This is a genomic window from Pedobacter sp. GSP4 (assembly GCF_051857575.1).
Lineage (GTDB): Bacteria > Bacteroidota > Bacteroidia > Sphingobacteriales > Sphingobacteriaceae > Pedobacter.
Genome location: NZ_JBPZIR010000001.1, coordinates 472304 through 498579, shown reverse-complemented (window position 1 = coordinate 498579; position 26276 = coordinate 472304). Strand labels below are relative to the sequence as shown.

26 protein-coding genes are annotated in these 26276 nt (G+C 39.5%); 10 read left to right on the top strand and 16 right to left on the bottom strand.

Annotation, left to right across the window (positions count from 1 at the left end):
* Positions 1–88: 88 nt before the first annotated feature.
* From ilvC to ACS5PU_RS01970, 9 genes are all read left to right on the top strand, one after another.
* The gene (gene ilvC / locus ACS5PU_RS02010; RefSeq protein ID WP_439457592.1) at positions 89–1570 is read left to right on the top strand and encodes a ketol-acid reductoisomerase; all 1482 of its coding nucleotides are present in this window, start codon (positions 89–91) and stop codon (positions 1568–1570) included.
* A 105-nt stretch (positions 1571–1675) separates the two neighbouring features.
* The gene (gene leuC / locus ACS5PU_RS02005) at positions 1676–3088 is read left to right on the top strand and encodes a 3-isopropylmalate dehydratase large subunit (protein WP_439457591.1); all 1413 of its coding nucleotides are present in this window, start codon (positions 1676–1678) and stop codon (positions 3086–3088) included.
* Positions 3089–3104: 16 nt separating this feature from the next.
* Positions 3105–3443, top strand: a complete 339-nt coding sequence (locus ACS5PU_RS02000) for an antibiotic biosynthesis monooxygenase family protein (RefSeq protein WP_439457590.1) — start codon at positions 3105–3107, stop codon at positions 3441–3443.
* Positions 3444–3569: 126 nt separating this feature from the next.
* A complete protein-coding gene (gene leuD, locus ACS5PU_RS01995) occupies positions 3570–4157 on the top strand; it encodes a 3-isopropylmalate dehydratase small subunit (RefSeq protein WP_439457589.1) in 588 nt (195 codons plus the stop codon).
* A gap of 78 nt (positions 4158–4235) precedes the next feature.
* Positions 4236–5702 carry an ATP-binding cassette domain-containing protein gene (locus ACS5PU_RS01990; RefSeq protein WP_439457588.1) on the top strand — a complete coding sequence of 489 codons (1467 nt, stop codon included), beginning with the start codon at positions 4236–4238 and terminating at the stop codon, positions 5700–5702.
* A gap of 142 nt (positions 5703–5844) precedes the next feature.
* A complete protein-coding gene (gene leuB, locus ACS5PU_RS01985) occupies positions 5845–6936 on the top strand; it encodes a 3-isopropylmalate dehydrogenase (protein WP_439457587.1) in 1092 nt (363 codons plus the stop codon).
* 10 nt (positions 6937–6946) lie between these two features.
* Positions 6947–8107, top strand: a complete 1161-nt coding sequence (locus ACS5PU_RS01980; protein WP_439457586.1) for a 2-isopropylmalate synthase — start codon at positions 6947–6949, stop codon at positions 8105–8107.
* Between the two features lie 327 nt (positions 8108–8434).
* Positions 8435–9685 carry a threonine ammonia-lyase IlvA gene (ilvA, locus tag ACS5PU_RS01975; protein ID WP_439457585.1) on the top strand — a complete coding sequence of 417 codons (1251 nt, stop codon included), beginning with the start codon at positions 8435–8437 and terminating at the stop codon, positions 9683–9685.
* A 164-nt stretch (positions 9686–9849) separates the two neighbouring features.
* Positions 9850–10200, top strand: a complete 351-nt coding sequence (locus tag ACS5PU_RS01970) for a cupin domain-containing protein (protein WP_439457584.1) — start codon at positions 9850–9852, stop codon at positions 10198–10200.
* Between the two features lie 199 nt (positions 10201–10399).
* Here ACS5PU_RS01970 and ACS5PU_RS01965 read toward each other — a convergent pair whose 3' ends face one another.
* On the bottom strand, positions 10400–10960 hold the full coding sequence (locus ACS5PU_RS01965; RefSeq protein WP_439457583.1) for a DUF4230 domain-containing protein: 561 nt from the start codon (positions 10958–10960) through the stop codon (positions 10400–10402).
* Positions 10961–11094: 134 nt separating this feature from the next.
* Here ACS5PU_RS01965 and ACS5PU_RS01960 point away from each other — a divergent pair, with 134 nt between their 5' ends.
* The gene (locus tag ACS5PU_RS01960; protein WP_439457582.1) at positions 11095–11505 is read left to right on the top strand and encodes a hypothetical protein; all 411 of its coding nucleotides are present in this window, start codon (positions 11095–11097) and stop codon (positions 11503–11505) included.
* 5 nt (positions 11506–11510) lie between these two features.
* Here ACS5PU_RS01960 and ACS5PU_RS01955 read toward each other — a convergent pair whose 3' ends face one another.
* The 15 genes from ACS5PU_RS01955 to hemC form a co-directional block, all read right to left on the bottom strand.
* Positions 11511–12503, bottom strand: coding sequence for an ABC transporter ATP-binding protein (locus ACS5PU_RS01955; protein WP_439457581.1), 993 nt, complete (start codon positions 12501–12503; stop codon positions 11511–11513).
* A gap of 170 nt (positions 12504–12673) precedes the next feature.
* Complete coding sequence (locus tag ACS5PU_RS01950) at positions 12674–13456, bottom strand: outer membrane beta-barrel protein (protein WP_439457580.1); 783 nt, start codon at positions 13454–13456, stop codon at positions 12674–12676.
* 120 nt (positions 13457–13576) lie between these two features.
* On the bottom strand, positions 13577–14335 hold the full coding sequence (locus ACS5PU_RS01945; RefSeq protein WP_439457579.1) for a hypothetical protein: 759 nt from the start codon (positions 14333–14335) through the stop codon (positions 13577–13579).
* Positions 14316–14885, bottom strand: coding sequence for an RNA polymerase sigma factor (locus tag ACS5PU_RS01940; protein ID WP_439457578.1), 570 nt, complete (start codon positions 14883–14885; stop codon positions 14316–14318). Before ACS5PU_RS01940 ends, ACS5PU_RS01945 begins: the two co-directional genes overlap by 20 nt.
* Before the next feature lie 374 nt (positions 14886–15259).
* Positions 15260–16423 (bottom strand): hypothetical protein, encoded by a 1164-nt coding sequence (locus ACS5PU_RS01935; RefSeq protein ID WP_439457577.1) that lies wholly within the window; start codon positions 16421–16423, stop codon positions 15260–15262.
* Positions 16424–16573: 150 nt separating this feature from the next.
* Positions 16574–17128 (bottom strand): CopD family protein, encoded by a 555-nt coding sequence (locus ACS5PU_RS01930; RefSeq protein WP_439457576.1) that lies wholly within the window; start codon positions 17126–17128, stop codon positions 16574–16576.
* Positions 17125–17871: a zeta toxin family protein gene (locus ACS5PU_RS01925; protein WP_439457575.1), complete on the bottom strand. Its 747-nt coding sequence runs from the start codon at positions 17869–17871 to the stop codon at positions 17125–17127. The genes ACS5PU_RS01930 and ACS5PU_RS01925 overlap by 4 nt, the downstream gene beginning before the upstream one ends.
* Complete coding sequence (locus tag ACS5PU_RS01920; RefSeq protein ID WP_439457574.1) at positions 17871–18104, bottom strand: hypothetical protein; 234 nt, start codon at positions 18102–18104, stop codon at positions 17871–17873. Before ACS5PU_RS01920 ends, ACS5PU_RS01925 begins: the two co-directional genes overlap by 1 nt.
* Positions 18105–18150: 46 nt before the next feature.
* Positions 18151–19176, bottom strand: coding sequence for a uroporphyrinogen decarboxylase (hemE, locus tag ACS5PU_RS01915; protein ID WP_439457573.1), 1026 nt, complete (start codon positions 19174–19176; stop codon positions 18151–18153).
* A 205-nt stretch (positions 19177–19381) separates the two neighbouring features.
* Positions 19382–19900 (bottom strand): hypothetical protein, encoded by a 519-nt coding sequence (locus ACS5PU_RS01910; RefSeq protein ID WP_439457572.1) that lies wholly within the window; start codon positions 19898–19900, stop codon positions 19382–19384.
* The gene (locus tag ACS5PU_RS01905; protein WP_010602455.1) at positions 19900–20604 is read right to left on the bottom strand and encodes a response regulator transcription factor; all 705 of its coding nucleotides are present in this window, start codon (positions 20602–20604) and stop codon (positions 19900–19902) included. The genes ACS5PU_RS01910 and ACS5PU_RS01905 overlap by 1 nt, the downstream gene beginning before the upstream one ends.
* An 8-nt stretch (positions 20605–20612) precedes the next feature.
* Entirely contained in the window at positions 20613–21479 is an 867-nt protein-coding gene (locus ACS5PU_RS01900) for a sensor histidine kinase (protein ID WP_439457571.1), read from the bottom strand.
* A gap of 136 nt (positions 21480–21615) precedes the next feature.
* Complete coding sequence (gene hemL / locus ACS5PU_RS01895; RefSeq protein ID WP_439457570.1) at positions 21616–22986, bottom strand: glutamate-1-semialdehyde 2,1-aminomutase; 1371 nt, start codon at positions 22984–22986, stop codon at positions 21616–21618.
* A 94-nt stretch (positions 22987–23080) separates the two neighbouring features.
* Positions 23081–24049 (bottom strand): porphobilinogen synthase, encoded by a 969-nt coding sequence (gene hemB, locus ACS5PU_RS01890; protein ID WP_439457569.1) that lies wholly within the window; start codon positions 24047–24049, stop codon positions 23081–23083.
* Positions 24050–24236: 187 nt separating this feature from the next.
* Complete coding sequence (gene hemC / locus ACS5PU_RS01885) at positions 24237–25817, bottom strand: hydroxymethylbilane synthase (protein ID WP_439457568.1); 1581 nt, start codon at positions 25815–25817, stop codon at positions 24237–24239.
* Between the last annotated feature and the right edge of the window lie 459 nt (positions 25818–26276).

The following is a 26276-nucleotide window of genomic DNA, read 5'->3' as shown; positions in this document are numbered from 1 at the left end:
TGAAATCTATAAATCTGTGAAATCATACCGAAGGAAAAAAATAATATATAAAACGATAATTAAACTAGAAATTAACCAATAAAAAACAATGGCAAATTATTTTAACACATTACCTCTTAGAGAAAAATTAAACCAATTAGGTGTTTGCGACTTCATGGACAGTTCTGAATTTTTAGACGGCGTTAGCGCATTAAAAGGCAAAAAACTGGTAATTGTAGGTTGCGGCGCTCAAGGCTTAAACCAAGGTTTAAATTTAAGAGATAGTGGTTTAGATGTAAGCTACACTTTACGTAAGGAAGCAATTGAAGGCAAACGCGATTCGTGGAAAAATGCAACTGAAAACAATTTTACAGTTGGTACCTACGAAGAGCTGATTCCAAATGCAGATGTGGTAATTAACCTTACTCCAGATAAACAGCACACTGCAGTAGTAAATGCAATTATGCCTTTAATGAAAGAAGGTGCTACTTTATTATATTCTCACGGTTTCAATATCGTAGAAGAAGGCATGCAGATCCGTAAAGATTTAACGGTTATTATGGTTGCGCCTAAATGTCCGGGTAGTGAGGTAAGGGCAGAATATGTTCGTGGTTTTGGTGTACCTACCTTAATTGCTGTTCACCCTGAAAACGATCCTCAAGGTAAAGGATTGGCACAGGCAAAAGCCTATTGTGCAGGTACAGGCGGTCACAGGGCAGGTGTTTTAAAATCATCGTTCGTAGCTGAGGTAAAATCTGATTTAATGGGCGAGCAAACCATCCTTTGTGGTTTATTGCAGACCGGTTCTATCCTATCGTTTGATAAAATGGTAGAAAAAGGAATTGATGCCGGTTACGCTTCTAAATTGGTTCAATACGGAGTTGAGGTAATTACCGAAGCCTTAAAACAAGGCGGTATTACTGCAATGATGGATAGATTGAGCAATGTGGCCAAAATCAAAGCTTTCGAAATCTCAGAAGAATTGAAAGACATTATGCGTCCATTGTTCCAAAAACACCAAGATGATATCATGAGTGGCGAATTTAGCCGTACCATGATGGAAGATTGGGCAAATGGCGATAAAAACCTATTAAAATGGAGAGCTGAAACCGGCGAAACTGCATTTGAAAAAACGCCAGCTGGTGATGTAAAAATCGGTGAGCAGGAATATTTCGACAACTATACTTTAATGGTAGCTTTTGTCCGTGCAGGTGTTGAATTGGCTTTCGAAACGATGGTTCAGGCAGGTATTAAACCAGAGTCTGCTTATTACGAATCGTTACACGAAACGCCACTTATTGCCAATACCATTGCCCGTAAAAAACTGTTCGAAATGAACCGTGTAATTTCTGATACTGCAGAGTACGGCTGTTACCTGTTCGATCAGGCATGTAAACCACTTTTAGGCGATTTCATGAAAAAAGTAGATACCGATCTTGTTGGTAAAAACTTTAACGAAGGTAAAGATGGTGCTGTGGATAACAGGCAGTTAATTGATGTTAACGAGGCTATCCGCTCGCACGAGGTAGAACAAATTGGGGCAACTTTGCGTAAGGCAATGACTGCAATGAAGGCGATTAAAACAGCATAACCTCTCCCCTAAATCCCCTCTCCTTTAGGAAAGGGGACTTTGGAAGGTCTTATAAAAATAATAATTACAAACTTAAATTCCCCCTTTAGGGGGCCGGGGGTTAAAATGTCAAAAACATTAGTAGAAAAAATTTGGGATGCTCACGTTGTAAAAAGTGAAGAAGGATTTCCTGATATTTTATACATTGATACACACTTAATACACGAGGTAACTTCTCCACAGGCATTTGATGGCCTGCGCAAAAGAGGTTTACCTGTTTTCCGTCCTAAACAAACCGTAGCAACTGCCGATCATAACGTACCTACGTTAAACCAGTTGTTGCCGATTAAAGAAGAACTTTCGCGCTATCAGGTAGATATGCTTACCAAAAACTGTGCAGAATTCGGCGTAGAGCTGTATGGTTTAGGCCATCCATTTCAAGGAATTGTTCACGTTATCGGCCCCGAGCTGGGCATTACCCTACCAGGTAAGACAATGGTTTGCGGCGATAGCCATACTTCTACCCATGGTGCTTTTGGTGCCATTGCATTTGGTATCGGTACTTCACAGGTGGAGCAGGTTTTCGCCACGCAATGTTTATTGCAATCGAAACCGAAAACCATGAAAATTGAAGTTAATGGCGAACTTGGGAAAGGTGTTGGTGCAAAAGACATTATCTTATACATTATTGCCAAAATCTCTGCCGCTGGCGGTACAGGTTATTTTATTGAATATGCAGGTTCTGCAATCGAGGCTTTAAGTATGGAAGCCCGTATGACCATCTGTAACATGAGCATCGAAATGGGTGCACGCGGTGGATTAATTGCCCCAGATCAAACCACATTCGATTACATAAAAGGAAGAGAGTTTGCTCCTGCCGGCGAAGAATGGGATAAAGCTTTGGCTTACTGGAAAACATTGTATAGCGATGCTGATGCAAAATTTGATAGTGTTTTAACTTTTGATGCTACAGACATTGCGCCAATGATTACCTATGGTACCAACCCAGGTATGGGCATGGGTATACAGGAACATATCCCGGCTACAGTTGCACAACCAGAAACTGAAAAAGTATCGTACAAAAAAGCTTTAGATTATATGGGCTTTGATGATGATGCATCGCTAATCGGAAAACCGATTGATTATGTTTTCATCGGAAGCTGTACCAACTCCCGTATTGAAGATTTACGTGAAGTGGCCGATTTTGTTAAAGATAAACGCAAAGCCGATAATGTTACGGTTTGGATTGTTCCAGGATCGAAACAGGTAGAGCAGCAGGCTAAAAACGAAGGTTTGGATAAAATTTTCGAAGCCGCTGGTTTCCAGTTGCGCGAACCGGGCTGTAGTGCCTGTTTAGGAATGAACGAAGATAAAATTCCTGCAGGTAAATATTGTGTATCTACATCGAACAGAAACTTTGAAGGAAGACAGGGGCAAAATGCACGTACCTTATTGGCAAGCCCACTTACCGCAGCAGCAGCAGCAGTAACCGGGAAAATTACCGATGTAAGGGATCTTTTGGAGAAGGTTAACCCCTAAAGGGGACTTTAGTACGATGAATAATAATACTATTAGCACGCAATCAAAAGCCCCCTCAAGGGGGTTGGGGGTTCTAGAAGTTGCCATATTAAATGTTAAAGCCGGATTATCGGCTGATTTTGAAAAAGCTTTTAACGAAGCACAAAAAATCATCTCTTCAATGGAGGGTTACATTTCGCATCAGCTTCAAAAATGCTTGGAAGTAGAAAACAAATATGTACTGCTGGTAAATTGGGAAACGCTGGAGGCACATACCGAAGGTTTCAGAGGATCGGCGGCATACCAGGACTGGAAAAAGTTATTGCACCATTTTTATGATCCTTTTCCAACAGTGGAACACTTTACTAAGGTATAAGGTTTAAGGCTTAAGGTGGAGGGTAAAATATAAAGTTACCACGATCAAGCAAAAGGCCTAAGATAAAAGATAAAAAGTTGAATATAAGTTTTGATACTTATTATTCCCTACTTGATACTAATTGACATGAAAAAATTCACAAAATTAACATCGGCAGTAGTGCCTTTAAATATAGAAAACATCGATACCGACCAGATTATTCCTGCGAGGTTTTTGAAAGCAACTACCCGCGAGGGTTTTGGCGAAAATCTATTCCGCGATTGGCGCTATGAAAACGATAATCAGCCCAAAGCCGATTTCGTGATGAATAACCCAACCTACAGCGGTCAGGTTTTAGTTGCAGGCAAAAATTTTGGTTGTGGCAGTAGCCGCGAGCATGCTGCTTGGGCCATTCAAGATGCTGGCTTTGATGCTGTAATCAGCAGCTTCTTTGCCGATATCTTTAAAGGAAATGCACTCAACAATGGTTTGTTGCCTATCCAGGTAAGCGATGAGTTCTTGGCGGAGATTTTCAAAGCGGTTGAGCAGAATCCAAAATCAGCATTAGAAGTTGACTTGGAAAACCAAACCGTTACCATCGTAGAAACAGGAGCACAAGAATCTTTTGAGATCAATGCCTATAAAAAATCGTGCCTGATCAATGGTTATGATGATATCGATTTCATCCTGGCACAAACAAAATTAATCGAAGAATTTGAACAAGCCAGAGTATAGCTAAAAGACTAAGGCAAAAATACCAAAGATAAAAAATCGGTGTAATCCCCTAATCTGGGTAATCAAGCCGCAGGAAATATGAAAGAAAGTTTCGTCAGCATTCAAAATTTAAACCTAAAGTTTCAGCAAAAAGCTGTGCTAAGGGATTTGAATTGGCTTACCAATCGCGGAGAAAACTGGGTATTGGGCGGAATCAGTGGAAGCGGAAAAACTTCATTAGCCAAAATGATAGCTGGCTTACAAAGTGCTTCGGGAGATATCAACATTAACTTCGATCATACAAGTCAATTACCGGCCGAAACCTTATTTGTAGAAAGCTGGTACCAATTTAAAAATTTGGAAGGCGTTGCTAATTTTTACTACCAACAACGCTATACCAGCCAGCAGGCCAAAGAAACTTTAACCGTTCACGCAGAACTGGTTGCTTATGGCAAAGAAAAAGAACTTCATTTCGATCGGGTTGAACCTATTTTAGAAGCTTTGGGCTTTGCTACATTTGCCAGTTCACAATTGATTGAATTATCAAGCGGCGAACACAAAAAGCTTCAACTGGTTAAAGCGTTATGGTTAAAACCACAATTGTTGATCATCGATCAGCCTTATACCGGTTTAGATGCCGCATCGCGCAAAAACTTAAATATTTTACTGGATAAAATTGCCAATGAAGGTGTGCAATTGATCTTGATCAGCAATGATACGGAACTGCCCACATGCATTACATCATTTGCCGAAATTAAAGACGGTCATCTGGTTGAAGTAGATGCCTTGGAAACTCCTGCCATTACCGAAAGCAATTTCAGGGAGATTCCTGCTTTCTTAAAACAATCGCCTGTTTACAGCTCAACAAACATTGTTAAAATGGTTAATGTAAACATCAGTTATGGCGAAAAACAGGTTTTAAAAAACATCAACTGGGAAGTTAAAGCAGGAGAAAAATGGCTTTTACAAGGCCACAATGGTTCTGGGAAATCTACCCTGCTGAGCTTGGTAAACGGTGATCATCCACAATCCTATGCCAACGAACTTTATCTGTTCGGCAACAGGCGCGGTACCGGCGAAAGCATTTGGGATATTAAGCAGCACATTGGTTTAATATCGCCAGAATTTCACTGGTATTTCGATGCTACAGCAACCGTTTGGCAGAGCATTGCCTCAGGATTTTATGATACCGTAGGCTTATTTCAGCAATTGCCGTACACCAAAAGTACTCAGGTTGATGAATTGGTAGCCTACTTTGGCTTAACCGAAAACAAAAATGAACTGTTAAGCGCACTCCCACTGGGCAAACAACGGTTGGTACTGTTGGCGCGCACCATTATAAAAAATCCGGAATTGTTAATTCTGGATGAGCCTTGTCAAGGTTTAGACCAGCAGCAAACACAGCATTTTAACCAACTGGTTGATGAACTGTGCAGCAATGGAATGACTTTAATTTACGTTGGCCATTTTGAATCGCAGCTGCCAACCTGCATTGAAAAAAGAATATTGTTAGAAAAAGGCGAAGTAAAAGTCGTCGAAAGGTTAAACACAGAAATATTAAGCTGATGCATAATTACCACAGATAAAAAAGATGGACACAGATAAAAACCCAATGGTTTGTTAAAGACACAAACCATGGCAGAGATCAATCTGTGTTTATCTGTGATCATCTGTGGCAAAAACAGCACCGGCAAAAGAGGAGTCAACAATGAAGAAGAACATTTTAGTAATACCTGGAGATGGTATTGGACCCGAAGTTACCACTTGGGGAAAAGCAGCATTAGAAAAAATTGGCGAAATTTTTGGCCATGAATTTGTATTTGAAGAGGCTTTAATGGGCCATGCGGCCATAGAAGTTACCGGCGAGCCACTGCCAGATGAAACCTTGGAAAAAGCAAGACAAAGCGACGCCATCCTCTTTGGAGCCATTGGTCATGCCAAATACGATAACGATCCAAGTTTAAAAGTTAGACCAGAGCAAGGTTTATTAAAAATCCGTAAAGAGCTCGGTTTATTTGCCAACCTCCGCCCAATATTACTATTCGACGAACTTCTTCAGGCTTCGAGCATTAAACCAGAAATTTTAAGGGGAACCGATATTTTATTCTTCCGTGAATTAACTGGTGATGTTTATTTTGGCGAGAAAACGCGTTCAGAAGACCGTAATACAGCTTCCGATTTAATGATCTATCACCGTTATGAGGTGGAGCGTATTGCCCACAAAGCTTACCAGGCTGCACAACAGCGTAACAAAAGATTATGTTCGGTAGATAAGGCAAACGTTTTGGAAAGCTCGCGCTTGTGGCGCGAAACCGTTCAGGAAATTGCAAAACAATATCCGGACGTAGAAACCGAGCACATGTTTATCGATAATGCAGCCATGCAGTTGATCAAAAACCCTAAGAAATTTGATGTGGTGTTAACCGCCAATTTGTTTGGGGATATTTTAACAGACGAGGCTTCGCAGATTGCAGGGTCAATGGGTATGCTGGCTTCCGCATCAGTTGGCGAAAGTACAGGTTTCTTCGAACCGATACACGGCTCGGCACATGATATTGCCGGGAAAGATCTGGCTAATCCGCTAGCCTCTATCCTATCAGCAGCTTTAATGCTCGAAATTGGTTTCGGATTAAAAGAAGAAGCCAAATTATTGGTCGATACCATCGATCAGGTATTGAAAGAAGGTTTTAGAACACACGATATTGCCGATCAAAACACAAACCGATTTAAAGTTTTGGGCACAGCCGAAATGGGTAAATTGGTATTAAAATTCTTATCCCAAAAATTAATCACATCCTAAACTTAAGATTATGATTCACGACCCGAACAAAGTTTATATTTTCGACACGACATTACGTGACGGTGAGCAGGTTCCAGGCTGCCAATTGGATACAAACCAAAAAGTAGAAATCGCAAAATCACTTGAACTTTTAGGTGTTGATGTGATTGAAGCTGGTTTCCCGGTATCTAGCCCTGGCGATTTTAACAGCGTTATCGAGTTATCGAAAGCGGTAAACAACCCGATTATCTGCGCTTTAACCCGTGCAAACAAAAACGATATCGATGTGGCTGCAGATGCTTTGCGTTATGCAAAAAGACCACGTATCCATACTGGAATAGGTGCTTCTGATTTTCACATCAAACATAAATTTAACAGTACGCGCGAAGATATTCTGGAACGTGCCGTTGAAGCCGTAAAATATGCCAAAAAATATGTAGAGGATGTAGAGTTTTATGCCGAAGATGCTGGCCGTGCAGATATTGAGTTTTTAGCTAAAATGGTTGAAGCTGTAATTGCTGCTGGTGCAACGGTGGTTAACATCCCAGATACGAATGGCTATTGCCTTCCCGACCAATATGGTTCGAAAATCCTTTTCTTGAAAGAAAATGTTAAAAATATCGACAATGCCATTATCTCAGTGCATTGCCACAACGATTTAGGCTTGGCTACAGCAAACTCTATTGCTGGTTTACAGAACGGTGCCCGCCAGGTAGAATGTACCATTAACGGTATCGGCGAGCGTGCAGGCAATACCTCTATGGAAGAAGTGGTGATGATTTTGAAAACGCACAAAGTTTTAGGCTTAAACACCCAGATAGATGCTACCCGTTTTTACGAAATAAGCCACATGGTCAGAAACCAGATGAATATGCCGGTACAGCCAAATAAAGCCATTGTTGGCGGAAACGCATTTTCGCATAGCTCGGGCATCCACCAGGATGGTTTCTTAAAAAACCGCGAGAACTACGAAATCATTAAACCTGAAGATGTGGGTTTCCCTGATGCCACCATCGTGTTAACAGCAAGAAGCGGTCGCCATGCCTTAAAACACCATTTAGAGCGCTTAGGCCATAATTTGGAAAAAGACCACTTAGATATCGTTTACAAACAGTTTTTGGTTTTAGCTGATAGCAAACAGGGGATTAACGATACTGATTTGAACCAGTTGGTAGCTTTGCACCTAGCATAAAAGCCGAAAGGTTAAAAAACAAAGCTAAAAGCAACTAGCTGATTGCCTAAAAAACTTTAAGGGGTGTCCCCTTCGGAGGGGGCAAGGGGGGAGGGTCTGAGTTTGAAACACAAGCTTTGCCCTTTAAACCTGATTGGAATGAGCATGAAGCGTAACTCGTGCCGATTTTATATCGGTAGCGGAATAAAATGTAAAGCAGGACTGCTGCACCCGATGGAATGCCAACCCCTGCTTTACAAAAACATATAAGCGAGAACATCAGTTTTGATACCAGATAATTAATTCTAAGCACATCAAACAGATTTCTCTCTTCCTGATACTAAAAAAATGAATACAACAACACCGAATACATTAGATTTTCAATCTGCATCGCAACGGTTAAAGGGCGTGGTAAAACGTACCCCTTTAGAGTTTAACGCCGGACTTTCTTCTCATTACAATGCCAATATTTATTTAAAAAGAGAAGACCTTCAAATTGTACGTTCATACAAATTACGTGGTGCATACAATAAAATCAGCTCGTTGCCGCAAGATGCCTTAATTAACGGTGTAGTTTGCGCAAGTGCCGGAAACCACGCGCAGGGTGTTGCCTATTCGTGCAAAAAACTGGGCATTAAAGGTGTTATTTTTATGCCCGAAATTACCCCTAAACAAAAGGTTAAACAAACCTACATGTTCGGTGGCGATAATGTTGAAGTTGTTTTAGTTGGCGATACTTTTGACGATTGTTTGAAAGAAGCGCTTGCATACAGTGCCGCAAACTCGGCTACGTTTATTCCTCCTTTTGATGATGAAAAAGTAATTGAGGGACAGGCCACAGTTGGTGTTGAAATTTATGAAGATTTACCCGATTTGGATATCGTGGTAATGCCTGTTGGCGGTGGTGGCTTGGCATCGGGTGTTAGTGCTTACATGAAAACCGTTAAACCTGATGTAAAACTGGTAGGCGTTGAGCCACTGGGTGCCCCATCTATGGTTACTGCAATGGAACATGGCGGCCCTTTTACTTTAGAGGAAATAGACCGTTTTGTGGATGGAGCTGCCGTAAAACGAATAGGCCATATTACTTACGAGTACTGTAAAGAGCTTTTAGATCAGATGCACTTAATCCCTGAAGGAAAAATATGCACAACCATATTAAAACTCTATAATGAAGATGCCATAGTTGTTGAACCTGCAGGAGCACTATCTGTTGCGGCTTTAGATCAACTGAAAGACCAGATTGCAGGCAAAACAGTAGTTTGTATTGTAAGCGGCGGAAACAACGACATAGAGCGCATGCAGGAGATTAAAGAGAAATCTTTGCTCTTTGAAGGTTTGAAACATTATTTCATTGTACGTTTTCCGCAAAGACCAGGTGCTTTGAAATTATTTGTGAACGAGGTTTTAGGTCCACAGGATGATATTACCCGTTTCGAGTTTATTAAAAAAACCAATAAAGAAAATGGCCCTGCCCTGGTTGGTATAGAGCTTTCTAACAAAAATGATTATGCCAGCTTATTGCAGCGCATGAAAGATTTTAAATTTGAAATAATTGAACTGAACCAGGATCAGACTTTGTTTGAGTATTTGGTTTAAGGGTTAACCGCAAAGCACACGAAGTTTTTCGCAAAGGGCACTAAGTGTTATGTAATCGAATCAACTTGTCATCCTGAGCCTGTCGAAGGATAACCGCAAAACCAAGCCGTCATTTCGAGCGGAATGGAGAGATGACGGCTTTCCTCACAAAAAAATTAAGTAAAATGAATTTCAAAAACCTAACAAACAAAACATTAATTTCCGATAGCGATATCGACTGGGAAGACTTAGGTGCAGGTGTGAAACGCAAAATTATGGCTTACGATGATCAACTGATGTTGGTTAAGGTTGATTTTGAAAAAGGTGCCATCGGTACTATCCACAACCACCCACACCTGCAATTGAGTTATGTGGCCAAAGGTAGTTTTGAAGTAACCATGGGCAATGAAAAAAAGATACTGAACGAAGGCGATGTTTTCTTTGCACCATCAAACGTATTCCATGGTGTGCTTTGCTTACAAGCAGGATTATTGATCGATGTTTTTAATCCACATAGGGAAGATTTTTTGAAATGAGACCGAGGTCCGCAGTCGGAAAGTCGCAGGTTTGGATACGCTTTCAGACTTCCGAAGTTTTCTAACCCCAAATGCTTGGCAACCTTCGGAAGTCTACCATCTGTCTCAAGATAGATCTCTCCGCTACACTGCGTTTCGGTTGAGATGACGGGATCTAAAGTGCCGATCGTTAGGAACCTTTAACGTTTTACCTTCCACTTCATTCAAAGGTAAACTTCACATTTTTATATCCCAAACCTTCAATAATCGGCTTAAGTACTGTTGTAGCATTGGTTTTGGTCTGCGCTAAAATACTCGATTTTTTAACTTCGGCAGTTACCTGTCTTTCAGCCGCTTTATAGGCTTCATCAACCAAACTGGCCTCACGGAAAAAAGCCATCTTGGTATCGTAAACCCGCGAGTTTTTATGATCGATTTTTACATAACAGATTTCGGGCTGTGGTAAATTTACTACAGCTGTATCTGCATCAATATCAATATCCGATTTTGTAATTTTATTTAAATCGATACAGCCTACTGCTTCGGCTTTCACAATTAACAGCACACTGGCTTCGGGCAAAAAATCGGTTTTGTTCTTGTGTTCCAAAACATCGCTGATCTGATACCTTACCAGCTCCAATTTACCAATAGCCTCAATTTTCTCTACCAAAAGTTGATGTTTGCTTTCAACAGAGGTATTGATGCTGAACTTTTTGAAAATAAAAAGGTATCCTGCAACGACTAAAATTAACCAAGGTAAGAGGCGAAAAAAGAGCTTCATAGCTAAAAAAATAGGGGTCCAATATTTTTGTATTTAATCTGTTGCACAATAATTAATCCATAAATCTCCGATTGTATTTTTTTGGCAAAAGATTTGTAATACCAATATCACACACACAAATAAAACTAATCACAATGAAAAAACTGACCATCTTAATGCTTTGCATCGCTACGCTAGGCCTAGCTTCCTGCAAAAAAGACACCATTGTTGAAAACACACCTAATATTACTATTTACAAAACGATCCAGCCCAATAGTTGGATAAGTACAAGTGATAGTAATGGTTCGTACCTATATGTTGATATTGCCGATTCGCGAATAGAGCAATATGAAGATGATGGTATTATTTTATCATTTGCCCGTTTTAACGATGATGGTTATGACGCTTTACCATTTACCTACGGTGTAGATTCTTACAGTTACAGTTCTTTTCCTGGTAGGATTAGGGTGTACCTGCAAAATAGAGACAATAGAAACAGTGCGCCACTAAGACCTTCGGCAAGTATAGGAGCCAGGATTGTTTTGGTTGCTTCTTCTTCTAATTAAAATATTTAAAACTCTAAAAAACGACTGATGTTCAATTGAACGTGGTCGTTTTTTTTATGTTCTCCCCTGTTCAATTGCAGTGCACGGATGCTAACCCCATTCCGCTCTAAAAGCAGTTCATCGTAAAAACCTTTATAGTAAACATCCTTTACTTCAAAGCGCCTGCTGCTCCAGTTGCTGTTCATCTCTGCCCATTCCGGATAAAATACAACAGTATCTTTTTGCGTTTTTAAGCCTATTTTCTCCGCTTCTTCTTTGGGCAAAACCACAGCATTGCCTAAAATCTGAGCGGTGTAAATGTGTTTCGGATGTTGATAAATTTCGGCAGGTTTTCCGGTCTGCAGCAATTCGCCGTTTTTTAAGATCAGTAACTGATCCGCCAAAAATAAACCATCGGCGGGGTCGTGAGAAACCAGAATTACGGTAACACCTGTTTCCGAAGCTACCCGTTTAATATCTGCCCTCAGCTGGTTTTTAAGCAAAGCATCAACCTGACTAAAAGGCTCATCCAACAGTAGCACCTGTGTATCGGCAACCATAGCCTTTGCAATGGCTACACGCTGTTGCTCTCCGCCGCTCAGTTCAATAATTTTTTTGTGCTGAAGCGGTAAAATGCGGAGATGCTCCATAATCTGAAGCGTTTTTTCGGCTTTGGTTTTAAGATCCGTATTTGATAACTGTGAGGCAATGTTATCATAAACTTTAGCGTAAATGTTTAACGAAAAATCCTGCGTAACCATTTTCATCTGCTTGTGGCCGGGAATCAACTGCTCATCCGGTCCTTTAACCCTTTTGTCTTCAAAGTAAATTTCTCCCTCATCGGTTTTTAAAAGCCCGTAAATGGATTTCAACAAGGTCGATTTTCCGCTTCCGCTCTCGCCGATAATGGCCACAACATCACCTCTTTTGATTTCAAAACTTACATTTTTAATCCCTCCGGCCTGTTCTGCCTGATATTGCTTGGTTAAATTTTTAACGCTGATTATGGTATTGCTCACAGGGTAAAGATAAGAAAAAGGTAGAGGGTTTTGAGGTGGAAGGTTTAGGGTAAGGGTAAAACAAAAAATCCTGTTTCGCCTAACCGAAACAGGATCTGTTTATTTGTGTGCACCTCGCTGTCCTTCGGACTTCCTGAAGGGGAGATTAAGACGCGGTAAGGACTTAGGAGTTAGTTTAATCCAAAAGTAACCCCGAAACTCATATTTTTCAAACCAGCTTGCTGACCGGTGGTAAACATATCGTTAAAGTAGTATTTGGTAAATAAGCCTAAACCTCCGTAACCAAACCTTACTGTACCTCCGTAACGAACCGATTGGAAGTGATAGCTATCGTACTGTTTTTCTTTACCGCGCTCATCACTGATCTGTTTAATTTTTCCATTTAACAAAAAGCTAACTTCAGGACCTAAAACCAGGTAAAATCTTTTACCGTTGTTATTTTCTTTGGTACGGAACTCGAAGTTTAATGGAATATGTACATAGCTGCTCGAGAAACGGTTTTTAGAAAAGTGTACATCCGATTGGCTGTAAACAAACTCATTAGAGTTTTTGGCAATGGTAATGTCTTTTCTTAGGCGGATCAAAGTCCAATCAAACCCACCGGCTACGTATACCTTAAAATTGGAGTTAAAACGGTAACCTAGCTGTAAAACATCAAAAGAGAATGTACTGGTTTTTCCTCCTTTATAATCCAAAAAATCGTTGGATGGCGATAAATTGAAACTACCATTATCTATCAGTCTCGAAAAGCCTAAATCAACGCGGGTAAAGGTAATTCCGCCTACAAAACGGCCTTTTTTAGCAGAATCAGCTGCTTTAGTTTTTATGATAATACCATGCCCTTCGCTATAATCCATTTTCTTTTTAGTGGTATCTTGTTGTGCAAAAGCACCTGGAGCCATAACACCGGCAAGCCCGCTTACCAAAAGTGTTGTAAAAATTAGACGTTTCATATCTGTGTGTTTGTTATTTTAATGAGTGAATTATTGATTGAATGGGTACTATGTTGAATATTAAATGTTGTAATTTATAATGTTAGATACTGGAAACCGATAATTGCCAATTGAAAACTATTATTTTTTGCGTTTACCAATTTTAAAGGGCCCAATATTGATCGAGGCTAAAGAAGAATCATCATCATCTGTACGGAACTGGATCAGCTTATCCTTTCTTTTGTCCATTTTGTTTACAATCAGGTTTACCACATCTCCAACATTACGGATGCCTTTACTGCTCTGCTCGTTATCATTAATTGGATCATCAGTTTTAATTGATGTAATGTCGCTTGCGGTTACAGTCTCCGTTTTGGTTTGTGCAACAACATCATCAATTATTGTTTTGATATCATTTTTAGGTGCTTGAACCTGGGCAATCATTGCATCCTGTTTTTGCGCATCGGGTGCTGTAACAATAATTGGTTTTTCTACCGGTTTAACAACCTCTTGCTTAACCTTCGTTTTAGCAACAGTACTTACTGCTTTATGGCGAAGGGGCAAAATTGGCGCTGTATTTTCAACCGGTTCAACACCCGCAACTGCTGAGTCTTTTACTGCTGGTACTTCTACCACCGGTTTAGTTTTTTCAATGGCATTGCTGGCTAATTTTTTACCTCCACTTGTAACGGTATCCTGCTGTTGGTAAACCAAAATACCGATGGTGGCCATTAACAATACCGCGGCAGCCGATAGCCAATAAACCGGTACAATCCTTTTTTTCTTTGGGGTTATTTCGCTTTCAATACCGCTCCACAAATCCCTCGAAGGTGTTACCTCTGCATCAGCAAAAGCATCCTTAAATAACTGATCGAAATCCTTATCCCGTATAGGTTGCATAACCAAATCCCTCCATTTTTATAATTTCTTCTTTTAATATTGCCCTTGCTCTTGATAGTTGCGATTTACTCGCACCTTCCGAAATGCCAAGCGTTTCTCCAATTTCTTTGTGCGAATAGCCTTCAATTACGTACATGTTAAAAACCATGCGGTAACCATCTGCCAGTTTTTGTATCACTTTCATCAAATCCTGCATGCCTAAAGTGCCAAAATCAAAGCCTGTTGATGGTTGCTCGTAAGCTTCATCAATTTCAACTACATTTAAGCTCCGTAAATTTTTGCGGTAACTTTCAATTGCAGTATTCACCATCACCCTTCTAATCCATCCCTCAAAAGATCCCTCTCCACGGTACTCTTTTATTTTTTGGAAAACCTTAATGTAGCCTACCTGCAGCACATCCTCAGCCTCCATTTTATCTTTGGCGTAGCGCATACAAACGGCCAACATTTTCGATGCAGTTTGCTTGTAAAGCAGCTCTTGCATCTTCCGGTCGCCAGCTTTGCAGCCTTCCATCAAATCGTTTATTGTATAGGTATGCGTCAATTTCATTGTGTGTTTGTATATAGAAGATGGCAGATTACAAACAATGGTTGCATGGGGGGAGAAAAAAAAGTTAAATAAAGTTAAAATTAACCATATACCAACTGATTATCAGCAAGATGATTCTAAGCATTTTTCAGGAAAGATATAGATTTTTATTTGAAAATGAACATTCAGCATTTCATGGTGGGCAGCAGTCCCGCTATCCGCTTCAAAGCCTCGGTTCATTCTTCACCTTCGGGTTTTTCGCTTCTATCGGGTTTAAAAACATAATGTAGTGCTCAAAAATAATAAACCCTGTAGGTTTTAGAAATCTACGAGGTTTAAAAATTATTTCATAGCTTCTGACTTCAGTCAGAAGCTATGAATGAAGAAACAAGGGTTTAGTTTTCGCTTTTACCTTTATTGACCTTAAACAATTTGAAATCCTGCTTATAGGTTAAGAAAAATGAATGGTTAAACTGAAGCTGTTTATCGGTATGATCGAGATCAATATGTGGTTCGAAACGAACATCAAGATATAAATGCGGGATCAATTCTTTTTGATAAGCATAACGCAACGAAACAATGTTTCGGGCACTCTGCCTTAAACCCGGACTGTATAAATTATCTGAAACTGATTCATAAAGTGGCATACCTTTAATCGAAATAAAATTATTGCCTTTCCAGTATGAGGCCACTAAACTCCCCCATTTACTTTCTACCCCTGCATTTAGCCATAAGCCAAAGCCACCTTCGAATGCCCTTCTTTTATCTGGAGATAAATCTTTGTAAACGGCCACATAGTTATCGGTGTATACCTGTTTAATGTTGGTATTAACCATTTTATGAAGTTTAAAGCCGGTGGCACCATTAAATACGGTACTGATTGGGATTTCTTTAAGCACATCAATCTGACCGCCCTGGTGAAAAGCTAAAAATTGCGCCGGAATACTCAATTGCCAGCCATCATTTTTTACTAAAAAGCTTTCAGTAGATAAACCGCCGATAATTTCTTCTTTGGCCGGCTCTCCTTTATAAATCATTTTCTGCCAGGCAATCCAGGCATCCAGGATAAACTTTTTACGTTCAACCAATAACTGCGTTCCGTACTCAATCGGGGTAGTTAAGGTTCGTTCAAAATCGTACAAAGGTTCGATGTATTTGTGCTGAATGTTACCTTCCAAACTTCCAAAAATTAAAGTGAGGTTTCTTTTATGGTATTTAACGCTGAATAAAGGTTTTGCATCCGTAATGCCGTTCCGGCCAAAATCCTTTCTGATAAAAGCACCGGCAGTAATGGCCAGGTTTGGATGAGCATAATAAACCAGTTGGGGCTGCAACTGTGTTCCGTAGAGTGTATAACCATCATGGAAATCGTTGGTATACTCGTAATTGCGGACGTAATTTAAATTGTAAAAATTAAAGTGTACCTCGTTGGTCAAGCTGCTATCAGGACGGATCCTGTTTTCAAAAGCCGATTGATTAAACTGTGCCGAAGCAAGATAGGTACTAAAAAGTAAGGTTATGGAGAGTAAGGTCTTTTTCAAACCTGTGGCTGTAAACATGCGAATGGATTTTATGGACCAAATTTAGGATAGTTTTTGGTTTATTTAACCGCAAAGAATACTAAGTTTACGCAAAGGAAACAAAGACTCAGTAAATTAATTTTAAGACTTCCTCATTTAGCCTCTAGCTTTAGTCTTTGAGCTTTCTGCTCATTTCCTCAAACGATAGTTTTTATACAGCTTTACCGCAATCATGATGGCCATGGCAACGCCCATGATGCCAATTAAACCATAAACCCAGTTTAGGGCATTTTTGAGGATAACCACAAATACAATGGCAATCATAAAAATGGTGGCCAACTCGCGCCACAAACGCAACTGAAAGCTGGTTAGCTTGTATTGATGGTTTTTAAGTTGTTTTACGATGTTTTGGCAAATGAAATGATAAATGAGTAAACCTACAACAAAAGCCAGTTTTACCCACATCCAATCGGCCTGTAACAGCGAACTGTTTAAGGTAAGCATGCCAGCTCCAGCCAATACCGAAATAATCATGGCCGGGGTGGCGATAATTTTCCATAAAGTAGCCTCCATTTTAACAAACTGTTTCTGGAGGATACTTTTTTCCGGTTCGGGCTTATCGTTAGCCTCGGTATGGTAAATAAAAAGACTTAAAATATAAAATAACCCAGCCATCCAGCTAATTACAAACACAATGTGTACTGCTTTAAAATATTGGTAGTATGGCAATAAGGTTTCTATCATTGTTTAATTTTATTCAAAATATAGGTATCAATCCAGTTTGGTATATTGGTAAGTTTTAAATCTAAAATTCCATTACGGATTTCACCAACATAGCTATGCTTACTTTCCGAATTATCCCAAAGATAAGTTTGGTCTGCCTTTTTTATAATCTCAAGTAATAAATTAAATGTCAAAAAGTATCGCTTCTCAATCTTTTCTGCATCAACTAAATGCCCACCTTTTAAAACCCTATCTTTTACCCGCTCAACATTCATTTTTGGTGTTTCTGTACCAATGAAATAGAGATAAACCTTATAACCATTAAGATGGGCAAAATCGATTAGATCCAATTTTGCAGGGTGAGAAAATACCGTTTCAAAACTAAAAGATTTTTTGCCTTTGATTAACTCATGTCGAATAAAATCAGCGATAATGGCAAAGTGATAGGAATTGTATGTTACCAGTTCAGATGTATTTTTTACAATAACATTTTCTTTTATAATCAGATTCCAGCTAATCTTGTCAAAACCTGCTTTTACAAAAAGTCCGTTTTGAAAACAAAACAATTCAAAATCAGCATTATCAACATCAATTTCGAAATCAGATAAGTTTAGAAAACTTTTTCTTTTAAACTCCTCTTCCAACAAATCAGCATTGACAAAAATTTTTGTGGAAAAATAACTTGGTCTTATAGAATCGAATAAAGTCGTTTTACCAGAGCCATTCGGGCCTGCAAAAATTCTCAATTTGGGCTTTCGAGGCATTAAAAAAGTTTAATTCTTTTTACAGAAACCCTTCTTTTTTTAAAATTGCCATCGGCTACTTTAACTGTATCTCCGTTATTAAATGTTCTGTACACGCCATCGGCCTTTACTTCAGTCCTGCCCAGGTTTAAAGCATCAACAACCCTCAGAACATCATCCATTTTCTTATTAACAGCCTTAATTAATTGCTTAATTGGCAACTTATCCTCGTCATCTAATGATTTAACAGTCATACTATTTGAGTTACAGAGCTAATATACGAAAATCAAAACGATTTGATTAATACCTAAACTCCTTCACTACTTCAATCGCATACTTCACATTATCGAAAGGAATATCAGGCATAATGCCATGACCCAAGTTAAAGATAAAGCCTTCGGTACCGCGCATGCGCTCAAATAATTTATGGATCTGCGCTTTAATTACCGCTTTATCGGCATATAAAATATGTGGATCTAAATTTCCCTGTACAGCAATACCTTTTGGTAAAGCATTTTTAATGTTCAATAAATCTGCATTCCAATCAACCGAAATTACATCTGGCCTGGCTTCTGCCATCATTGGTGCAAAAACCGAACTTCCCTTACAGAAAGAAATTACCGGAATATCTTTTCTGTTTAAATTAGCAATGATTTCCTGAATGTAGCGGTGAGAAAATTCCTGGTAATCGTTCCAAGATAGGGCAAGCGCCCAGCTATCAAAAATCTGAATGGCATTTACACCGGCAGCAATCTGAAGGTTAAGATAATCGGCAGTTACTTTGGCAATTTTAGCCAAAAGCTGGTGTGCCAGTTCTGGTTGGTTGTGTATAAAAAGTTTCGTTAATTTGAAATCTTTAGATGAGCCTCCTTCAATTAAATAGCTCATTACAGTGAAAGGGGCACCTGCGAAACCGATTAAAGGAATACTTCCATTTAAACGCTGCTGAATTACCTTAATGGCATCGGCAACATATTGTAATTCACCAATACAATCAACATTTAGGTTTTCAATATCTTTCGCCGTACGAACCGGGTTGGCAAACTTAGGACCAACACCCTGGGTAAAACTTAAATCGCCACCCATGGCTTCGCCTGTTACCAAAATATCACAGAACAAAATCGCGGCATCAATATCCAACAAATCAACCGGCAACATCGTTACATCAGCGGCAATTTCAGGATTTTTACACATCTCTAAAAAAGAGTATTTGTTTTTAATTTCCCAATATTGCGGCATAAAACGACCTGCCTGACGCATCATCCATACGGGTGGGCGTTCTGTTTGTTTTGAAAATGCTGCGTCTAAAAATAAGTTATTCTTCATTGATCTGTATTTGGTATCACACTACGCGTCATGCTGAATTTATTTCAGCATCTTTCTTTAGTTAGATCCTGACTGAATCCGATATTTATCTGATCAGGATGACGGGCTGCCTAAATTTTTAATTTTGCAAAGGTATAAATAAAAAAAAAACGAAGTACCTTTTTATCACTAAACCGGTGCTTCGTTGTTCAAAATGACAATACTTCTATTGTATTTTGCTGATTTCCTTTTCTATTTTAACAATAATATCTTTTGAACGTTGCGTTTCGGCAAGTTCTTTGGCCAACTTGGTATAAGCTTCTGCACGTTCTTTATCTTTTTTTCTCAAGGCAAGATTAGCCAAATGGATAAGCACGTAAGATTTCTCGTTCTTCCCTCCTACCGGAAAACGGCTGGCCAGCTGAAAATGATATTCGGCCTTATCGTAATCCTGCTCTTTAAGGGCCATATTGCCCTGCATAAATTCGTAATAGCCCCTGCGGCTTTTCGCTAACCGCTCGGGTTTTGCCACCTCGGCCAATAGCGCTCTGGTTTTAGCAAATTCGTTATTCTTGAAATGCTTCGACGCCATTAATACCGAGCTGTGCTTGAAATGGCTCCAAACCACGAAGGCAAATAAAAGCCCCGAAACAGCAGCCAGCTGATATTGGTTATAGAACATACAAACCAATGCAGCAAGCACAAAAACTGCCATTAAAGCATACCTGCCCTTGTTATTGTACATTAATGACTATCAGTGAATTTATAACCAACGCCACGGATCGAATGAAAATAAACTGGATTTTTTTGATCTGGCTCGAAATACTTACGGAACGTTAAGATAAAGTTATCAATTGTTCTGGTTGATGGATAAACATCATAATTCCAAACGGTTTCCAAAATCTGCTCTCTAGAAACGGCGTCGTTTTTACGCTCGATTAACAGTTTCAGCAACATCGTTTCCTTTTTGGTTAACGGTGTAATGGTACCATCATCGTGTTTTAATTCGAAAGAGTTAAAATAGATTGTTTTATCGCCGATTTTGTAAGAATTCAATTCTTTTAAATCATCAGATTTTAAACTGCGTTTAACCAAAATACCTACGCGGAGAATCAGTTCTTCTAAGTTAAATGGTTTAACCAAATAATCGTCAGCTCCTTTTTTCAAACCTAAAACACGGTCTTCTGAAGTGTTTTTAGCCGTTAAAAACATAATCGGAACCTCAGCATTTTCCAGACGGATTGTTTCACAAACCTGGAAACCATCCATTTCTGGCAACATTACATCTAAAACAATGAGATTGAAGCGTTCTTCTTTGAAAATTTTAAGAGCGGTTTTGCCATCTTTAACGGCGTGAACTTTATAACCCTCAAGTTCGAGGTTTAATTTAATGGCATCCAACAAATGATCTTCGTCTTCTACCAACAGAATTCTTAATTTTTGTGACATAATTGAGATTAACTAAATGTTACTTCAAAAATACTTCCTTGAGGCAAATTGTCTTTTACTGTAATATCTGCATCATGGTATTGTAAAACCTCTTTCACAATAAACAAGCCTAAACCTGTTCCTTTCGCTTTTCTGACATTCTCGTTACCAACGCGGTAAAACTTATCAAATATCAACATTTTTTCGGCATCTGAAATACCTGGTCCTTTATCAATCACACTTAGTTGAATATGTCCATCCACTTTGTTTAAATGCACATTTATCTCATCACAAGGGCTCGAATACTTTACTGCATTCTCGATTAAATTGGTCACTACTGACGATAAGGCAAATTTGTCACCCATAACCTGCAAATTTGGCTGAATTTGGGTGCTGATCAATTGTTCGTTACCGCACGAATGAACCTGAAGCCTATCGGTAATTTTATATACCAGCTCCGAAAAATTAAATTCTTCTTTCGGAAAGGTGTACGACCGGTTTTCGATCTTGGTGGCCAACAGCATATTTTCTACCAGATCATCCAACCGCTCTATATCTTTTAATGAATTATTTAACAATGAAGTTTGCCTGGCTTTGTCCAAATCTCTTTTTACAATGGTTTGTATAGAAAGTTTAATGGCGGCCAAAGGAGATTTAAGCTCATGTGTAATCGACATGAGAAAGTTTTGCTGCTGCTCTCTCAATTTATCCTCGCGCTTTAAAGATTGATGCAAAAAATACCCGCCTATGCAGAGCAAAAATAAAAAAACTGAGCCTTCGCCCATAATCATCGTCATACGGCTTGGCTGCAAACGCACCACTAATGTACCCCACGAAATGAGCTGAATGAGTGCGTAAAGTAATAACGCGTAAAATATGATAATTGATTTCTTCATTTTTAGGTTTTTCCTTACGGTTTGATTACACAAGTGTTTGATTACACAGATTTACTGTTTCCCCATGGGTCGTGTGTCATGGTTCGTGTCGCCACGAACCATCGTGCAAAGTTATATTTATATCGTATTAAGCTGTTTACTTCTTAAATACCAGATCCAATGCCTCAAATATGGCACGTTTGGCTTTCTCCAATTCGATCTTAGTATGTGCTGAAGATACGAAACCAACTTCATATCCTGATGGGCCTAAATAAATTCCCCTATTTAATAATTCGCGGTGCATTATTTTGAATTTCTCCATGCTACCAGCATCAATATCATCAGCCGATTGGATTTTATCTTTATCGGTAAAAGCAAACCAGAAAATAGAACCAATGGTAAACACTTTGAATTTATAATTGCGTGCAGTTGCAAAACGCTGAATACTGGCCACAAACTCTTGTGCTTTAGCATTTAGATCTTTATAAAAGCTTGATTTATTAAGCTCAGTTAATGTTGCAATACCTGCTGCCATAGCCACCGGATTACCGGATAAGGTTCCAGCCTGATACACCCCTCCATCAGGAGAAATGTGTGCCATAATTTCAGCACGTGCACCATACATACCTACAGGTAAACCACCTCCGATGATTTTTCCATAGGTTACGATATCTGGTGTAATGCCGTAGTGTGCTGCCGCACCTTCAAAACCAACCCTAAATCCAGTAATTACTTCGTCAAAAATGAGAAGTGAACCGTTATCTGTACATATTTTGCGCAAGAACTGAATGTAGGCTTCATCCTGCATAATTAATCCGTTGTTGGCCGGAATACCTTCGATAATTACCGCAGCAATTTGATCTTTAAATTGGGCAAAAGCCTGCTCAATAGCAGCAGTATCATTTAATGGTACTACGATTGTTTCTTCAGCGAAAGATTTAGGCACACCAGCAGAAGAAGTTTCGCCAAAGGTAACCAGGCCCGAACCGGCTTTAACCAGTAACGAATCGCTATGACCATGGTAACAGCCTTCGAACTTTAAAATTTTATCACGACCTGTAAATCCCCTAGCTAAACGGATGGCCGACATTACGGCCTCGGTACCCGAACTGGTGAAACGTATTTTCTCTACAAAACGGTTGTTTTTAATAATTAGCTCAGCCAATTCATTTTCTAATGCGGTTGGTGCGCCGAAACTCATTCCGTTCTGCATTACCTCGGTAACTTTTTCGCGGATTTTAGGGTTGTTATGTCCTAAAATTAATGGTCCCCAGCTGCCACAGAAATCGATAAACTGATTACCATCGGCATCCCAGATATAGCAGCCATCGCCTTTTTCGATAAAAAGTGGCGTACCATAAACTGATTTGAAGGCCCTTACGGGAGAGTTAACCCCGCCAGGAAAATACGTTTTTGATTTCTCGTACAGCTCGGCAGATTTTACTCTCGAAATATCGGGTTTGCTACCTGTATTTACCGGAATATCGGCCTCATTGCCTGAAAACATTTTCTTTAATGAATCTAACATTTTATTAAGCTAAAAGCAGAAAGACTAAAGCCTAAAGAAAGAATCAATCGCCTAACCTGGCCTTTGGTCTTTCAGCTTTAAGCTTTCCGCTTGTCTACATCCAATCGTTATTTAAAATATCTTTAATGTGGTAAGTGGTAATAATGCTTGCACCTGCGCGGGCAAAAGCATGCATGGTTTCCATTACTACTTTCTGTTCATCTATCCATCCGCGCTCGGCAGCTGCTTTAACCATCGAGTATTCGCCCGAAACGTTATAAACTGCAATCGGTAAGTTGGTATCTTGTTTTAAGCGTTGAATGATATCGAGATAGGCCAATCCTGGTTTTACCATTAAAACATCGGCTCCCTCCTGCTCATCCAGCTGTGCTTCGCGCAAAGCTTCTGTTGGGTTCCTAAAATCCATCTGATAAGCTTTTCTATCGCCTTTGCTTGGGGCACAATCTGCAGCTTCTCTAAACGGACCATAATAAGCCGAAGCAAACTTAGTAGCATGGCTCATAATAGCCGCATTTACAAAGCCGTTTTCATCTAACAGATTACGGATCGCAGCAATTCTGCCATCCATCATATCTGAGGGTGCAAACATATCGGCACCTGCTTGGGCATGTGTTAATGCCATTTTAGCAATTACCTCAACCGTTTTATCGTTTTGAACGTAATCGTTTTCTATAATACCACAATGGCCATGGGTAGTGTAAGAACAAACGCAAACATCCGTAATTACATATAAATCATCACCAAACTGTTTTTTAAGCTCGCGTACAGCGTTAGGGACCAGAGAATGATCGTGATAGGCTGATCTTGCATCTTCCGATTTTTCATCGCCAACACCAAAAAGCATGATTTTATTCAGTCCTTTTTTTAATCCGGCTTCCACATCTTTTACCAATGCATCTACCGAATAATGGTTTACCCCAGGCATGGCATCAATGGCATGGGTAACATTATTGCCTGGCACCACAAAATAAGGATACACAAACATATCTTTCGATAACCTGGTTTCGGCTACCATCTCTCTCACCAACGGATTTTTCCGTAATCTACGCGGACGGTTTAACATTTTTTTGTATTATTAGTATCGAGTATCATGATTTTAGTATCAAGAACTGAATATCTTTTTATTTTTTCCTTATGGGATGATTATACAGTTTTTGGATTTCACATATGGTTTTCCAAAGAAAGGTAATCAGCTTTACGCTTTTGTCTTTCAGCTTTCCACCTTACCCTAAAACTTCTACCTTCCAACCCTACCTCATTTCAATGCCAAAAACGGCTTCTGCCAAGCCAAGTTCATCTGGCGAGTATGGCAAAGCGTACGTCACCCCCATCTCATCAAATTTCTTACCTGTAGAGTTTCCTATCGCAATTACCTGCTGGCCCGGTTCTAATAAATTATCGGCAAAATAGGCGTCAACATTAGATGGACTGGTAAAAATCAGCACATCGGCATAACTCTGATCGATATCTTCTTCGATTACGGTTTCGTAAATTGGCAGATCGATTATTTTAGCATCGGCCGGTAACGATTTTTGGATCGATTGCAAAGAATCCTGCGCCCTAGGGAACAGCACCTGCTGGCCAGCAACCAATTGTGCAAAATCTTCAGCAACTTCGGTAATATCGCCACTAGCCCCAACAAAATCGGCAAAATGGTTAAATTTACGCAAGGCATCTTCCGAGCCCCTGCCCACTACACCGAACTTGGTTTTCTTTGGTAGCACTGGTTTTAGGTTGAAAAAATATTCAACACTGTTGCGGCTACTGAAGAAAATCCAATCTACATGTCTTAAAATAAACTGATCTAAAACAGTTACGATTGGAAATGTACGGATTAAAGAACGGCCTTCTATCTCTATATTATTGTTTTCTAAAGCCCTACGGAAATAACTGTGCTCACCAATTTCTCGCGAAATAAAAACCTTTGCCGGTTTCTTTCTTTCGGCACTGAACTTGGCCACAATTTTTTCAGCTAAGCCTTCTGTGGTGTCTGCACGTAAAAATAAACGTTCAGGAAAATCATCTGCCGTATCGGCTTTTGAAGTCCAAACTTCGAATTTTCCATTTTCCTTTTGGCAATAACAGCCCAAAGGCATGTGGCAACCGCCTTCAAAAAGGTTTAAAACCTTGCGTTCAACATTTACGGTTTCAGCCGTTTCTGGGTCGTGCAGTTTTTGAAGTGCGTCAAAAAGTTCGGTATCGTTTTCCCTGATCTGGATGGCCAGAGCGCCCTGTGCCGGCGCCGGAATAAATTCGGTAGTTTCGAGTTCTTCTACGTGTAAATCGCTCACATCAAGATTTAAACGCTTTACACCTGCTTTTGCAATCAGGATGGCATCATAATCCTCATCTCTGAGTTTTTGGATGCGCGTTGGCACGTTTCCACGTAAGTCTTCAATCTCCAAATCGGGACGCAAGCCCAATAACTGCGCTTTACGGCGGTTGGATGAAGTACCAACCATTGCACCTTTTTTAAGCGAAAGTTTCTGCGAAACATCAACACAGTCTTTCAAAATCAACAGGTATTCGCTTGCTTCCTCGCGTGGAGGCAAAGCAGCAATAACCAATCCTTCAGGATGTGTGGTGGGTAAATCTTTAAGGCAGTGTACAGCCAGATCAATTGTTCCGCCCAAAAGCTCTTCTTCCAGTTCTTTGGTAAAAAAGCCTTTGCCTTCCAGTTTGTCCAATCTTAAATTCAGGATTTTATCACCCTGTGTTTTAATGATTTTTATTTCTGCTTCAATTCCAATTGCAGCCAACTCATCTTTGATGTGATTTGCTTGCCATAAAGCTAGGTCGCTACCGCGTGTTCCGATGGTTAATTTCTTCACTATAAAGGTTAAATGAACTGCAAATTTAAATTAAATAGTGGTTTATACCATGATTTGTTTAAAAATGAGACAGTGAGGTTACAGAATGGATAATTTAAAGGATTTCTGTGACATTAGAACTGGTTTGTCATTCTGAGCGCAGCGAAGAATCTCTCCTTGACAAAATGTTATCATCTTACATTTACTTTTTACTTTAAATTCAGGTCGGTTGTTAACTAAGATGTCTAAGGTGGTCATTTAAAAAAAAGGGGTGAATTTAATCAACCACCTGAGGCACCAGAGAATAGCTAAGTTTTAAAAGTCCATTTTTGAACATCCTATTTTACCGTATTAGTAATATTGGAACCATACTAGCCTATACATTTGCAAGAAAATCATAAAAAACTGATTATCGAAACATTAGAAATAAATCATTATAAGCAGACCTGATAGTTATGGTATAGGGATAACAGCTTCTTA